This window comes from Methanococcus mangrovi (assembly GCF_054506835.1).
Genome location: NZ_CP197114.1, coordinates 366,920 through 379,948, shown reverse-complemented (window position 1 = coordinate 379,948; position 13,029 = coordinate 366,920). Strand labels below are relative to the sequence as shown.

The 13,029-nt window shown below is 29.7% G+C and carries 18 protein-coding genes and 1 pseudogene; 9 read left to right on the top strand and 10 right to left on the bottom strand.

Going from position 1 to position 13,029, the window contains the following annotated elements; genetic code table 11:
* Positions 1-71: 71 nt before the first annotated feature.
* The 5 genes from ACS5L2_RS02105 to ACS5L2_RS02085 all read left to right on the top strand — a co-directional run bounded on the left by ACS5L2_RS02105 (position 72) and on the right by ACS5L2_RS02085 (position 5,150).
* On the top strand, positions 72-1,118 hold the full coding sequence (locus tag ACS5L2_RS02105) for a FecCD family ABC transporter permease (protein WP_459202113.1): 1,047 nt from the start codon (positions 72-74) through the stop codon (positions 1,116-1,118).
* 19 nt (positions 1,119-1,137) lie between these two features.
* A complete protein-coding gene (locus ACS5L2_RS02100) occupies positions 1,138-2,193 on the top strand; it encodes a FecCD family ABC transporter permease (protein WP_459202112.1) in 1,056 nt (351 codons plus the stop codon).
* 54 nt (positions 2,194-2,247) lie between these two features.
* Complete coding sequence (locus tag ACS5L2_RS02095) at positions 2,248-3,222, top strand: TIM barrel protein (RefSeq protein WP_459202111.1); 975 nt, start codon at positions 2,248-2,250, stop codon at positions 3,220-3,222.
* Between the two features lies 1 nt (position 3,223).
* Entirely contained in the window at positions 3,224-3,733 is a 510-nt protein-coding gene (locus ACS5L2_RS02090) for a bifunctional adenosylcobinamide kinase/adenosylcobinamide-phosphate guanylyltransferase (protein WP_459202110.1), read from the top strand.
* A 391-nt stretch (positions 3,734-4,124) separates the two neighbouring features.
* Positions 4,125-5,150 carry a hypothetical protein gene (locus ACS5L2_RS02085; protein WP_459202109.1) on the top strand — a complete coding sequence of 342 codons (1,026 nt, stop codon included), beginning with the start codon at positions 4,125-4,127 and terminating at the stop codon, positions 5,148-5,150.
* A 137-nt stretch (positions 5,151-5,287) separates the two neighbouring features.
* Here the strand turns inward: ACS5L2_RS02085 and ACS5L2_RS02080 are convergent, their stop codons facing one another.
* From ACS5L2_RS02080 to ACS5L2_RS02070, 3 genes and pseudogenes are all read right to left on the bottom strand, one after another.
* A complete protein-coding gene (locus ACS5L2_RS02080; protein WP_459202646.1) occupies positions 5,288-5,569 on the bottom strand; it encodes a DUF2798 domain-containing protein in 282 nt (93 codons plus the stop codon).
* A 69-nt stretch (positions 5,570-5,638) separates the two neighbouring features.
* Positions 5,639-5,698 (bottom strand): annotated as a pseudogene (locus tag ACS5L2_RS02075) (hypothetical protein); the annotation flags it as partial.
* 891 nt (positions 5,699-6,589) lie between these two features.
* Positions 6,590-7,879 (bottom strand): Fic family protein, encoded by a 1,290-nt coding sequence (locus ACS5L2_RS02070; protein WP_459202108.1) that lies wholly within the window; start codon positions 7,877-7,879, stop codon positions 6,590-6,592.
* A 187-nt stretch (positions 7,880-8,066) separates the two neighbouring features.
* Between ACS5L2_RS02070 and ACS5L2_RS02065 the strand changes: the two genes are divergently transcribed.
* The gene (locus tag ACS5L2_RS02065) at positions 8,067-8,336 is read left to right on the top strand and encodes a hypothetical protein (protein ID WP_459202107.1); all 270 of its coding nucleotides are present in this window, start codon (positions 8,067-8,069) and stop codon (positions 8,334-8,336) included.
* On the top strand, positions 8,333-8,476 hold the full coding sequence (locus tag ACS5L2_RS02060) for a hypothetical protein (RefSeq protein WP_459202106.1): 144 nt from the start codon (positions 8,333-8,335) through the stop codon (positions 8,474-8,476). The genes ACS5L2_RS02065 and ACS5L2_RS02060 overlap by 4 nt, the downstream gene beginning before the upstream one ends.
* Positions 8,477-8,513: 37 nt before the next feature.
* Here ACS5L2_RS02060 and ACS5L2_RS02055 read toward each other — a convergent pair whose 3' ends face one another.
* On the bottom strand, positions 8,514-8,924 hold the full coding sequence (locus ACS5L2_RS02055; RefSeq protein WP_459202105.1) for a hypothetical protein: 411 nt from the start codon (positions 8,922-8,924) through the stop codon (positions 8,514-8,516).
* A 137-nt stretch (positions 8,925-9,061) separates the two neighbouring features.
* Between ACS5L2_RS02055 and ACS5L2_RS02050 the strand changes: the two genes are divergently transcribed.
* Both ACS5L2_RS02050 and ACS5L2_RS02045 read left to right on the top strand, forming a co-directional pair.
* Positions 9,062-9,217, top strand: coding sequence for a hypothetical protein (locus ACS5L2_RS02050; protein ID WP_459202104.1), 156 nt, complete (start codon positions 9,062-9,064; stop codon positions 9,215-9,217).
* Positions 9,218-9,243: 26 nt separating this feature from the next.
* Positions 9,244-9,528 carry a MarR family transcriptional regulator gene (locus ACS5L2_RS02045; protein ID WP_459202103.1) on the top strand — a complete coding sequence of 95 codons (285 nt, stop codon included), beginning with the start codon at positions 9,244-9,246 and terminating at the stop codon, positions 9,526-9,528.
* Between the two features lie 33 nt (positions 9,529-9,561).
* Here the strand turns inward: ACS5L2_RS02045 and ACS5L2_RS02040 are convergent, their stop codons facing one another.
* From ACS5L2_RS02040 to ACS5L2_RS02015, 6 genes are all read right to left on the bottom strand, one after another.
* Complete coding sequence (locus ACS5L2_RS02040) at positions 9,562-10,065, bottom strand: hypothetical protein (RefSeq protein WP_459202102.1); 504 nt, start codon at positions 10,063-10,065, stop codon at positions 9,562-9,564.
* Between the two features lie 21 nt (positions 10,066-10,086).
* Positions 10,087-10,587: a hypothetical protein gene (locus ACS5L2_RS02035; protein ID WP_459202101.1), complete on the bottom strand. Its 501-nt coding sequence runs from the start codon at positions 10,585-10,587 to the stop codon at positions 10,087-10,089.
* A gap of 1 nt (position 10,588) precedes the next feature.
* The gene (locus tag ACS5L2_RS02030; protein ID WP_459202100.1) at positions 10,589-10,858 is read right to left on the bottom strand and encodes a DUF3467 domain-containing protein; all 270 of its coding nucleotides are present in this window, start codon (positions 10,856-10,858) and stop codon (positions 10,589-10,591) included.
* 652 nt (positions 10,859-11,510) lie between these two features.
* Positions 11,511-11,786, bottom strand: a complete 276-nt coding sequence (locus ACS5L2_RS02025) for a type II toxin-antitoxin system RelE/ParE family toxin (protein ID WP_459202099.1) — start codon at positions 11,784-11,786, stop codon at positions 11,511-11,513.
* Positions 11,787-11,800: 14 nt separating this feature from the next.
* Positions 11,801-12,043, bottom strand: coding sequence for a DUF2683 family protein (locus ACS5L2_RS02020; protein WP_459202098.1), 243 nt, complete (start codon positions 12,041-12,043; stop codon positions 11,801-11,803).
* A gap of 258 nt (positions 12,044-12,301) precedes the next feature.
* The gene (locus ACS5L2_RS02015) at positions 12,302-12,685 is read right to left on the bottom strand and encodes a hypothetical protein (RefSeq protein WP_459202097.1); all 384 of its coding nucleotides are present in this window, start codon (positions 12,683-12,685) and stop codon (positions 12,302-12,304) included.
* Positions 12,686-13,029 lie beyond the last annotated feature (344 nt).

Sequence of the window (13,029 nt, the reverse complement as noted above, 5' to 3'; positions counted from 1 at the left end):
AATTAAGTATATATATGATTATATCTTACTTTTTTTAAAAATTTAATACGGAACCATTTTAGGTGAATTCTTTGAATCTTAAAAAATTTTCAGTACTCCTCTTCTTATCTTTAATTTTGATTGGGATTTTGTCATATTTCAGCATTATTGAAGGGAGTGTTAAATTAACAGACGAAGATCTCAAAGATTACATATTCGATGGATCCACTGGAAATTCGGGAATAGATTTGATGATTAAAAATTTGAGGATGACCCGTATCGTTGGAAGTATTTTGGTAGGATCAGCAATTGCAGTTTCTGGATTATTAATGCAAGGGTATTTTAGAAACCCTTTAGCAGACCCGTATTTTATGGGAATTGCGAGTGGGGCTTCATTAGGCGTTGTATTATATACATTTACATCGGTTCTTTTTGACATGGGCATTCCACATTCTGTATATGGAAGAATTATTGCAGCATTTGCAGGGTCATTAATTGCCATGTTCGTTGTTATAAATATCTCAAAAGTTGTAAAACAAATTTCAACACTTTTAATCTGTGGTATGATGATAAGTGCCGCAATTTCTGGTTTTTCTGATATTCTTGTTGCGACAGGTAGTTACGTTGATGGGGAAAATTCAGAACTTGCAGGTTACTTATCTTGGGGTATGGGTTCAATATCAAGCCTTACATGGGTTCAACTCGAATCAATGACTTTGGTAATAATTCCATTCATTATATTGACATATTTATTCCTATCAAAAAATTTAGATGCAAATTTACTTGGGGAAAATTATGCAGTAAGTGTCGGGGTAGATACTAAAAAATTCAGGAGTCTACTTGTTTTGTTGTCATGCATTCTTGCTTCAACCGTAGTTGCATTTGCAGGACCTATTGCATTTGTTGGAATAGTGTGTCCAATAGTTGCAAGACTTTTATGTGGCACATCAAAACATTTTTTTGTATTACCGATGACTGCATTGACGGGTGTCATTTTTGTAATCTTAGCAGATATATTATCAAGACCTGGCGTATTATTTCAAGCTACAGTACCATTACCTCTTTTATGCCCTCTATCGTTACTCGGTGGTCCAATTGTAATAATTTCATTCTTAAAAAGTAAAAAGATGAGAATATAATAAAAATCAGGGCGGAAAAATGAAGTATAAAATTTTTTTAATTTCTATGATCTTTTTGTTAGATTTGGGGTTGGTTTTCGCAGGAATTTATTACGGGGGAAACGCAAAATCAATAGAATGTGGTGATATAACCAATTACATCTGTGAACACACAACTGGCGACGAACTCAAAGACATGATCTTACAAAACGTTAGGATACCCCCGATATTTACCGCAGTTTTTGTGGGGCTCAGTCTTTCAGTGTGTGGTTTAATGCTGCAGACATTATTTAGGAATTTCCTTGCATCGCCTTATACAACAGGAATTACAAGCGGAGTTCTGCTTTTTGCATCATTTGTAATATTTTTGGAACGTTTTTCAGAATTATTCGCCGCATTCGGCCCTGATAAATTATTAATTAGTGGTTGGATTGGAGGTTTAATATCAATAATAATACTGGTAATTATCGCATCTAAAATAAAAGATGTAAATGATATTATTGTAGTATCTCTTTTGATGAGCTACTTTTTAGGGGGAATTAGGGCTTATTTAGTAGCTAATGCTGATCCTGCATCAGTTATGACATACTACTTCTTTACACTTGGTAGTATCACGGGAATCAGGCCTGAAGACCTGCCAATTATTGGGACTTGCAGTTTATTATTTGCATTGTGTGCATTTTTATCAATAAAACCATTAAATGCGCTGTTATTTGGAGAAGTTTACGCAAAAAGTTTTGGATTAAGTGTAAAAAAAATAAGAATATTGATATTAGCCTCAACTGCATTTGTGGCTGGATCGATAATGCCCTATGTTGGTTCAATAAATTTTGTAGGGGTTGCAGCACCATTTATTGCAAGACCGTTAATAAAAACGTCAGACCATAGGTGGCTTGTTCCAACAACGCTTCTTACAGGCATTTTTTTAATGCTTACATGCCACTTTATAACTTTTAAATACAACCTTCCTTTTGCGTATTTGATGGATATTGATAGACCAGTAAGCGTAATTCCAATAGGGAGTGTTCTTGACATTGTTGGAGGATTGCTCGTTATTTATCTTGTAGTTTCAAGAGAAAAAAAGATTAAAATTTAAAGAATTTAATTTTTTTACTGAATTTGATTTCAAAGAAAATTATGGGGATTTTAAATGTATAAACTAATAAATGTTTCAAATTACAAGGGCGATCTTGAAAAATTTCAGCATGATCATAACAATATGGGGGAATTTTTAAAACGGAATAATCTTGACGGGTTTGAAGTACTCCAATTTGGACAGTGGAATGAAGATGAAATACCTAAAAACTTTATTAAAGGACTTCATTTGAGATTTTATCCGACTTGGATTGATTTTTACAGGGGGGATATAGATAAACTTTTATCGAAAGTATATTCTAAAGAAAATATTGTTACGCTATATGGTGGCACCAGTAAAGATGTAATTATTGATTATTACAAGAGCGAACTCAAAACTGCAAAAGAAATGGATGTTGAATATGTTGTAATGCATGTTTGCCATGTTGATTTGGAAGATTCACTTAACTATAATGTTAATTATACTGATGAAGAGGTAATTGATGAAGCTATCAATTTGATAAACGAAATTTTTGATGAGGAAACTGACTGTAAATTCCATTTATTATTGGAAAATTTATGGTGGCCAGGACTAAAACTCAATAATAAAAAACACATGCGAAAACTTGTTGATAAAATAAAATATGAAAAAGTTGGATTTGTACTTGATACAGGACACCTGATAAATACAAATCTCGAAATTAAAAACAAAAATGAAGCAATTGAATATATTTTTGAAACAATTGAAAATTTAGGCGAAATGAAGGATTACATCTTTGGCATGCATCTTAATTATTCTTTATCCGGTAATTATGTAAAAGAATTTATTAAAACTCAAAAAATTACAAATCGAGCTTGCGAATTAGATGAATTATTTAAAGAAGTATGTGAACATATCGGGAAAATTGACTATCACGACCCATTTGAACATGAAAAAATAAAAGAATTAATCGAATCTTTAAACATAAAATATTTAGTATATGAATTATTTGCACCAAACTTGAAAGATTTAGAAGATAAAATTAAACGACAAAACAAGTGGGTAAAATAAAATGTCTAAAGTAATATATGTTTCAGGAGGGCAAAAAAGCGGAAAAACAACGTTTGCCAAAGATTTAGCATTAAGTCTTAGTAAAAATCCTATTTATCTTGCAACATCGAGAGTTTGGGACGAAGATTATAAAAAAAGAATTGATAGACATAAATCTGATCGGGGAGATGAATGGACAAATATCGAGGAAGAAAAATACATTTCAAAATATAAATTTGAGAATAAAGTTGTACTAATCGACTGCATAACTCTCTGGATGACCAATTTTTTCTTTGATAATAATCAGGACATTAATGAATGTATCAAAGAAGCTAAAACTGAATTAAATGGGCTTTTAAAAACAGATGCTACTTATATCATAGTTTCAAATGAAATTGGCCTTGGTGGAACTCCTGCAAATAAAATGGCATGTAAATTTATTGACATGCTTGGTTTAATTAATCAATACATTGCTAATATTTCTGACGAAACATACATAATGTTTTCTGGGATTCCTGTTAAAATAAAGTAAATTTAAAGTTAAAAAAAGTTAGAAAAACACCTATTTTTCAGAAATTATAAAAAAATCATCAAACTATGTGAATAATAATAAAAACGAAATACTCAGAACATTTTTTGAAAAATCCAATAACACCAATATAAAGACAATAAAAAGAATTTTGAAGATTTTTCAAATCATATTTAAATAATATAATATTAATTTCCAACAAAAAAATAAATTGTTATGATTTATTTTAATAATTTATCTATTATAAAGGGTTATTTTTTAATAATTCCGATTAAAACTCTTTTAATTGGGATATAATTATATATTACCAGATATATAATTAAATTGGGGTTAATTTACCATTACTTAGTAAAAACTATTTTTAAAAATTCCGAAAACTTTGGAGGGGGTCTTCATGAAAAAGTTTTTAGTTGGATTTATTTTATTTTCCATGGTCTTTTCAGTAATCCCCGGGGCTGTGGCGATAGATTACGACCTTATTGCAGGACAGAACGAAAAAGTAGGAACTTTGACATTGGATGTGATTGGAGATACGTTATATTTTAATTATAATATAATATCACCATGGAACCTTTGTGAAGTACACTTAACCGCATTAAATGAAATTCCTGAAACAGATAAAACTAACATCTGGTATACAAAAGGATACATCACGAAAACAGGAAATCCTAAAGTTGGACAGTTTGAAATCAATACAGAATTAGATCCATGTTTAACCGGATATTCTGGCTCACTTAATATCAGTGAATTGGATACTTCAAAAAACATAACTGTTGCTGCACATGCCGTAGTTTGCAAAGAAGGGGATGAAATAATAAGCTACGGTTGCGAAGCAGTAAATGACTCTTGGGCAGTAAATTATAGTACTTATATTAACGGTTCACCAGATTCAACTGAATCGTGGAGATACAATCCATTATTATGTCTTGGAGAAAGTGATAGTTCAAATCAAGGCACAAAGACATTTACTAGCCTGGGACACGGGGGATCAATAGAATTGTATTTTAATAGCAGCATCTGTGGAGATGGAGATAATTCCACCCCGGATTTAGAAATTTATGAGGTAACCTATAATCATAATAAATACTGGGTTGAAAGCATTTCCGTTGAAGCATTTTATAACGGAACGTATTACCCCGTAGGAACTGCTATAAATAACGAGGGTGGTGCAACTGTAGCAAATACATTTATAAACTACATTTACGACCTTCCAAGTGGAGTATGTATCGAAAAAATAAGAATAAATGATACGTTATCAACGCACGACTATGACATTGATGCTGTAAAAGCCAATTACAGATGTGTTCCAATCTATAACTGCATCTGTGAAACTGCATGGGCGAACGACACCTGCTTTGGAGGAAATACGTTTCAGGGAAGTAACTGGGCAACATATGTCATATATCCTGAATGCGATTAAACTCTTTTTTAATTTTTTAAAATACAATTTTTAATTTTTAAATACTCAATAAATTAATTTTTAACAGTTAATCTGACAATTTATGAATTTTTTAGTTTTTTGAAAAAAAGAAAAAATAATGGATTTAAAACTCATTTTCATTTTGCAACATCAATAAGACTTCCTTCTGGAAAAATTTTTCTGAAAACAAAACCTACAAGCGGCCCTGCAACAAATACTATCAATGGATATGCAAATATAAAGTTAAGAACTACATTATGGCTCCACTGCAACGGCAAATCTGTTGAAAAACCAACTGCTAAAATGGACCCATATAACGACATTAAGGAAGCCATTCCCGTAACAATAACTAATGCAGTTATAGCTCTTTTTTGAAAAGGCGTGTGATGATTCTGATGTAGTTTAAACGCTAATTTCATCCCATGCCGCCCAACAAAGAAGTATTCACATGTGAATGCAACTGAAAATGTGAGGGGAAAACTCAGCCAGCTTAGCTTAAGAGTATCTTCAGAAAAACCCTGGTTTAAAGAAGTATTGTACGTGGTCATTACAAAGGCCATGAAACAAACATAAAAAAATGTATGAACTAAATTTTCGGTTTTATTTGTAATCATGTCTTCACCCTGTGTTTTTTATTGAGTTTCGCAAGAAAGTTTAACACAAGGCGTGTCTATATGTATCAAAAAAAGTTTTTGACATCTTCTTACCACGATACATTAAAAATAATTAGTTTATAAAGTTAACGTCTGTTGCAATATTTCTCGAATTATATAAAAAATTAAAATTTAAAATGTTTAAATGGCATATACTAAACTCGTAAATAATTTTGATTTTGTTTGAAAAACGGAGATTTATCAGAACAGACCATAAATTTATAATGGGTCTTGTAAAATACTGGAAAAAAGCGCGTTAAATCAAAAACGCGGAGACCGAGATTTGAACTCGGGTTACTCAGAGAGTAACGGGATTAGCAGACCGAAAAATTTTTTATACTTTTCTAAGTCTTTGGATAATTCCCGAATAACTAAATGGGAACTCCTGAATAGTCCAATTGCATGGTACGTTAGGGTACTTGAAGGTCCGTTTGACCTGTACTCTGACCATATTGTCGAGGCAATTTCGACTATTATATTAAGTTATAGGATTCCACCATCTACTTTGAAAATAAGAATAAATGTTTTATAATCGACGAAAAAACGGCTTTTAAATTTAGAAATAATGCATAAATTACAGTTCTTATATAAAATTGGCTTTTTGTTTAGCAACCCTAAGACTTCAACACGCATTGTTAAAATTTTTTTAATAGTGGACCAGTACTCAACTATCAAAATCTATCAATTTACTAATTTTTGATAGATAGTGATAGTTCAAATATTGGCAGCTGATAAATCATTTAATTCATCAGATTCTTGGTAATTTAATAATTAATGGGTAAACTATCATTGTTTCTTTAAAATATAAATGAATTCTTTTCCAGCTTTTTTCTTTTCCAAATATCCTAACTCCACAAGGTGGTTTAAATCCGCTCTTCCTGTTGCATATGCGACATTATATGTTGTAACGATTTCTTTAATCGTAATTATGTTTTCAGGAGTCTTTAAAATCTCTTTTAAAATCTCCGCCTGTCGCAGATTGAGATTTTCAGATTTATTTATGATATTTAAAATTTCTTTCTGTTCTACCTGTTTTTTACTCAAATATTCCAGGATTTCATCAAGCGATTTACAGATGCATTCGAGGTTGTATTTTATAAAATACGTTAAATCCCCTTTATCGTCGTTATAAAAAGTATCTGATTCTGTTTTTAAATAAGCATCCCGATATTGCCCTTTTGATCCATTTATTATTCTTGAAATGGCCATATATTCAAATAGCCAGTAATCATTTTTTAAAAGATACCAGTAGAACAAGGACCTTGCAGTTCTGCCATTTCCATCATTAAATGGGTGAATATATCCGATTAGAAAGTGGATTATAATTCCTTTTATTATTGGATGGATGAACTTGTCTTTAGAATTTGAAAATTCACATAATTCTTCCATTAATGATTCAACCAGTCCATATTCGGGAGGTTGGTGAAGAAGTGTTCCATCGGTAGAATAAACTCCAATTTCATTATCTTTTCTAAATTTTCCAACGAATTCTGGGTCTTCAAGTGTTCCGTCAGTGATAAGTTTATGAATTTTTAGTATTTCAGGGATAGAAAATTCTTTGTTTTTTATTTCGAGGATATATTTCATTGTTTTGTAGTTATTAAGTATCATTTTCTGATCTTTATTTTTTGGCTTTTGACCTTTTTTTAGCATTTCTTTTGCTACGTTTCTTGTGGTCACTGCCCCTTCAATCTGGCTTGATGCAATTGCTTCTTCCATCAATGAATCTATAATATATCGTTCTTTTTCACTTGGAATAGAGTCGAGTGCAGTTGAAAGGTTTCCAGATGCCGATTTATCGAGAGTATGCAGCTTTTCAATGAATTCATCGATTAAAGAATAATTAAATGTCCATTTTCCAAATTGTATTGATTTTAAATTATTCATTCTAAACATTTTCATTATGGTCCAGATTATAACGGGGTCTACGGGAAGTGATTTATGTTTTAATTCGTTAAAATGAAGATACTTTTCATTGTATTTTTGGACAATACCAATTATTTCCGGATTTGGTACGTATTTAATTGCAATATCAATGTTTTCTCTTGAATATTTTGGAATTTCTGGAAGTTTCATAAACTATCAACTATCATTTTCTATCAATTTACTACTTTTTGATAGATATTGATATTATCACATATATTATTTTCTATCAATTTACTACTTTTTGATAGATTCTGTTTTATAAAATTTCAAAAACTAAATAGTTATTTATACAATTTTGTAAATAATAGTTATCAACTTGTATCAAATGGTGATAAATATGGCAGTAAGTGAATCAAAATTACAACACTCGCCAACCCTAAATACAATTCTTATGGTTGAAGAAACATTGAAAGATGCAGACAGTATCATAACAATCCCAGAATTGAAGAAAAAACTTCCAAAAAAAGTGAATCACAACACTTTAAAGGTAATTTTAGAATATTTGGAAGAAAGTAACAAAATTGCAGTATCCTTAAAAGGAATTACCTGGATATTCAATACAAATGTGAATTTAAGAAATGTAGTACGTAATGGGCTTGAACTATGAAGGATGTAAGAGTAGTTCTTTCTCCAAATGCTGCTGAAATATATAATAAATTAAAAGAAAGCGATGAAAAACTTGATAAATCGATACTTAACTCATTTTTAGAAAAAGTTGGAATTTATAAAAACTTCTATTTTAATTAAATTTTAAAATAAAACAGTAAAAAGAGAGTTTTGGTAATTAAAAATCGTCAACATTGATTTTGTAAAATAAATCAGCATCTTTTACGTAATATAGTTCATTTCCAGCTTTTATTTCTTCAATCACTTTATCTTCTGGGACAATATATCCAACCAAAAACTGATCAATTGTTAAATTGCCTTCTGACATAATTTCTGTGGTTTTGGTTGAAAGGTCTGGTAATTTGATTTTTTGTAATTTATGAACTGATAACCTGTCATCTTCAACTAATTCGACCCATTCGATTTTTCTAACTGCATTTTCGAATGAATCCGGATTTGCGTAAGTTTTATAGTCTTCGAATGCTTCAAATCCTTCTAAGGACATTTTATAAAGTGTTGATTTTAATATATTGCTCAACTCTTCGTGGCTTTTTAGATTTTTCAGAACTTTTTCTTCTATTTCTTTCATTGGTTCACCTTATTTCCACATTTATTATAATAAATATTAATATAATTATTATAATATTTATACGTATCTAAATTATAACAAAAGTAGTTATATCCCGAATAATGAACATTATAATATAATGTTTAACGGGTAATATAATGGCAAAATCGAAGATAATCAAAATAGGAACTTCAAAAGGAACTACATTTAATAATACTGAGTTAGAATTCTTAGATAATCCCGAATATGTGGAAAAAAAGCCAGATATGATAGATGGAAAAAAGTGTTTAATAATTTTTAAAGCTGATGAATGATTTTCAAAAAAGTATACGGTTTCGTTATGAGTATTTTAAAACTATTATCCAAAGCATATGCCACAGACGTTTTAAATTTATTAAATGAACGTGGTGAGATGTATTTCGGAGAAATATTAAACGAATTGGACATCCACAAAAGTAATTTAAGTAAATTACTTGCCGAAATAGAAGAAAATGGCTTAGTTTCACTAAAAGAAGTTAGTGAGAACAAGAGGATGCCCAAAAAATATTATAAACTAACTAAAAAAGGATTGGAAATACTTAACAGATGTAACGAAATTGAAAAAATACAATATGAAAAAGAATAATTTTTATTTTTAAGTTTATTTTGTAAGGGCATTTCATCTAGCAGGGGGTAATCTTCCACGCATATCTAACGTATCCATTGCATCTTTCATTGTTGTATTTTGATTGCCAAAAGATATAAGGGCACTTTTTACCTCAGAAAGCACAAATGTACGATGTTCTTTTGCTTTCTTCAGTGTTCTTAGAGTAACTTCTTTATCAAGTTCGTAATCCGCAGTTTTTCTTAATATAAGTAGTTTATCTAAGCTTGAGGATACCTCTTCAGGATTCGAATACCTCATATTTTTTAAAAGTTTTTCTAGATAAATTATTAAGTTCTGGTGACCATTATATTTAAAATAATACTTTAAATTTGTTTGGTAGCTCGTATTTGGGGCTCCAGAAATAATTTGGTTCCTCAAATATAAAAATGTGGAATAATAGTATCGCCCAAGAGATACCCTAATAAGCCCGTTTTCGTAAGTTTGATATTGGTTATTATTTAATCCTTCGTGAATAGCATGCCCAATACAAAAAAAATCTCTAGGGTCCATATCCATAATTACATCTCATTATAATATCTAAATATCCTCAATACGTATTGATATACCGCTCAATGTATCCAAATTCATTTTAGATTTAAGTTTAGTAAATAACTCCCTTCTTAATTCAAATTCATTATCAACCATATCTTCCTCAAGATACAATATAACTACGCCCATTTTTAGGTCCACATTACCATCTATTTCGATACGGTAATTTTCACACATTTCACTGATCAGATCATCTAAATTTAGAGCAACTTTGGAAGCCAATAACTTCAATTCATAAGGTATCAGATCAATTTCTAAATTTTCGAGAATGTTGTGGGCATATAACTCTTTTGAAAGAATAAATTCAGTAGGGTAAGCCAATGAGTGCGCCATAAACCCATTACATATTCTTTCGTGAATTCCTTCGATTAATTTAATTGATTCTGTTGCAACCACTGCAGATATTTCTTTTTGCGGTGTTTCAACATTATAATTATACGAAATACCTGTCCTTCGGGAGTTTTCTACTGCATTGTAGTATGTTTCCATATTACTTACCTTTTACAATTTTAGACTCACTATTTACCTTAACTTCAGGTATGGGCCCAAAAATATCCTCATAGTCACTTACCATTTTATTTAATGTTTTAGCAAATACCTTTAGATGTTGTGGGCTCATTACAACATTAGCAGAGTTAATAATATTGTTTTCAACCTGAGTTCCCAAATTTAGGATAACTTCAAATGGGCCAAGACTAGCACCCAAATTATTTACATAAATCAGATCCGTTTTTTTTAATTCGGAAGTATCTTTGTCCATCAAACCACCATTTAGTTATTTCGAGTAATATAAAAGTTATATGATATATATCTTTGCGAAAGTATTTGAGAACTATGTTTTAATAAATATAATAATATTTCAGTTCTAATTTTATTTAAAATATAATTAAACTAAATTACCCCGACAGATATATTAAATTTTCGAAAAGAATTAAACGATTAAATTTAACCAAAAATAATCTTTTTTAATATTTTAAAATAGGAATTTGTTTTTTGTTTGAAAAGACATAAAATTCCCCTCTATAAATATAATTAAATTTAATTTAAGGCGGCTAAAATATTAAATTTTCGAAAGGGTTTTTTCGTGGAAAGTTCTTTTTTCCATTTTTAACCCGATGTATTGGTTTTGATTACTCTAAATGTTTAAGTAATGCTATTTTCAAAAATTATATTTGCCCAAGAGGGGAAAATCTTGGGAAATGGGGAGTTTCATAAGTCGTTAAAACGGTTCCATACACCGCCGAACAGTTCATTTCTGGGGGTTGTTGAATTGTTCAATATCTCTTTTAACTTTTTTTAGACTATTTTTAAAAATTATCAAAGTTATTCGTTATTAAGGGATATTCCATCGAAATAGACGTAACAAAAATATAAAATTTTCGATGAAGGGTTTTTTGAAAAAGTAAAAAAATTTAGTATTCATAATTTTTACAGTATATTTTATCGTGATGGTCGTAAACAAAAATAACCGTTTCCGTATTTTTATTAACTGTAAAAACAAGGACATAGTTTTTATCGATATGAACTCGTTTTAAATTATTGAGCGGTTTTTTCAAGTTTTTATGGCGATTTGGATTTTCTAAAATTTCTTCCATCTTATTTAATATAATATCTAATTTTTTAGGGTCCTTTTTGGCCAATTTAAACAGTATATCATCTAAATCTTCGGTAATTTCCGCCAAATACATTAAATCACGTCGTATTATTCGTTAGCATATCTGTTCTTCAGGTTTTGAATACTGCCGACTTTGACAGTTTTCTTCTCCATAATTTTATTTACTTTTTCGACAAATTCGGGTCTTAAATTTGGTTCTAACATTTCTTGACTGTATTCTTCAATTACTTTTTCGATAGCTTCGCTTTTATCTTTTAACGCGTATTTCGCTTTTACAATGTTTAAGATCTGATTTGAATTGTCGCTTATGTTTATAATTGCTTTTACCATGTTTTCAGCTTAGATTTTGAGAGTTTTAGATTTTGAGAGTTTTAGATTTTGAGAGTTTTAGATTTTGAGAGTTTTAGATTTTGAGAGTTTTAGATTTTGAGAGTTTTAGATTTTGAGTTTTGTTTTACATCTGGTTCAAAGCTATATGTTAATATTAACTTAATAGTATATTAATATAGTGTTAGAAATAAATAACATGATTGAATCAAAATAAACTCGACAAAACTATAAAAAAAGATTTTAAAAAAATAAAGACGTTTAAGCTAAAGCAGGTCCTGCTGAAACATTTATTGTGGTTTCAGAAAGTCCATAATCATTTAAAATGTCTGATTCAAATGAAACAGTTGTATTTCTATTTCTTTTTAAAAATTTAACTTTTAAGGTTAATTTGATTTTATTATTACCAATATTAAGACTGCCCATTATACAAATAATATGTTTTAAGTCGTATGTGGATACACCGAGAATTTTTGAAGCATTAATTATTTCAATCCTCTTAATATTTTGGTCCTTTGATAGATCAATTAAAACATTGCCAAAATCGAGAGTTATACCATATTCTAATTCTGGGTTGGCCCTATGGTAAATGACATCTAAAAATCCATCGTAATCAAAATCGCCTGCACATTTATTTCGGGACATACTTAAACCCCATTTTATTGTGTAATTACCCTTTAATTTTTGTTATTTAAAAACTTTCAGATGTAATTTTATAAACATTTAACATTTGATTAAATTTCAAATAAAGTTTTCTTTCATAAATTTCATCTTCAACTTTTTTTCCATCAATAATCACAAAAATTGTGGTAACCTGGTAACCGCAAAATCAAAAAGCACAATTAGCCAATATTTTTAAAAAATAACTTCCGTATACTCTCAAAAAAGGTTACCAAAAAGTTACCATTTGGTTACCAAACATGGTAACTTTTGAGAAAAAAATGGTAACCAAAATTAAAAATATTATTTTGTCAAATCAAATTTTGAAA

Coding starts and splice junctions, on each gene's coding strand:
- ACS5L2_RS02100 (WP_459202112.1), top strand. CDS start 1,138: ATGAAGTATAAAATTTTTTTAATTTCTATGATCTTTTTGTTAGATTTG.
- ACS5L2_RS02095 (WP_459202111.1), top strand. CDS start 2,248: ATGTATAAACTAATAAATGTTTCAAATTACAAGGGCGATCTTGAAAAA.
- ACS5L2_RS02090 (WP_459202110.1), top strand. CDS start 3,224: ATGTCTAAAGTAATATATGTTTCAGGAGGGCAAAAAAGCGGAAAAACA.
- ACS5L2_RS02085 (WP_459202109.1), top strand. CDS start 4,125: ATGAAAAAGTTTTTAGTTGGATTTATTTTATTTTCCATGGTCTTTTCA.
- ACS5L2_RS02080 (WP_459202646.1), bottom strand. CDS start 5,569: ATGAAATTAGCGTTTAAACTACATCAGAATCATCACACGCCTTTTCAA.
- ACS5L2_RS02070 (WP_459202108.1), bottom strand. CDS start 7,879: ATGAAACTTCCAGAAATTCCAAAATATTCAAGAGAAAACATTGATATT.
- ACS5L2_RS02065 (WP_459202107.1), top strand. CDS start 8,067: ATGGCAGTAAGTGAATCAAAATTACAACACTCGCCAACCCTAAATACA.
- ACS5L2_RS02060 (WP_459202106.1), top strand. CDS start 8,333: ATGAAGGATGTAAGAGTAGTTCTTTCTCCAAATGCTGCTGAAATATAT.
- ACS5L2_RS02055 (WP_459202105.1), bottom strand. CDS start 8,924: ATGAAAGAAATAGAAGAAAAAGTTCTGAAAAATCTAAAAAGCCACGAA.
- ACS5L2_RS02050 (WP_459202104.1), top strand. CDS start 9,062: ATGGCAAAATCGAAGATAATCAAAATAGGAACTTCAAAAGGAACTACA.
- ACS5L2_RS02045 (WP_459202103.1), top strand. CDS start 9,244: ATGAGTATTTTAAAACTATTATCCAAAGCATATGCCACAGACGTTTTA.
- ACS5L2_RS02040 (WP_459202102.1), bottom strand. CDS start 10,065: ATGGATATGGACCCTAGAGATTTTTTTTGTATTGGGCATGCTATTCAC.
- ACS5L2_RS02035 (WP_459202101.1), bottom strand. CDS start 10,587: ATGGAAACATACTACAATGCAGTAGAAAACTCCCGAAGGACAGGTATT.
- ACS5L2_RS02030 (WP_459202100.1), bottom strand. CDS start 10,858: ATGGACAAAGATACTTCCGAATTAAAAAAAACGGATCTGATTTATGTA.
- ACS5L2_RS02025 (WP_459202099.1), bottom strand. CDS start 11,786: ATGTATTTGGCGGAAATTACCGAAGATTTAGATGATATACTGTTTAAA.
- ACS5L2_RS02020 (WP_459202098.1), bottom strand. CDS start 12,043: ATGGTAAAAGCAATTATAAACATAAGCGACAATTCAAATCAGATCTTA.
- ACS5L2_RS02015 (WP_459202097.1), bottom strand. CDS start 12,685: ATGTCCCGAAATAAATGTGCAGGCGATTTTGATTACGATGGATTTTTA.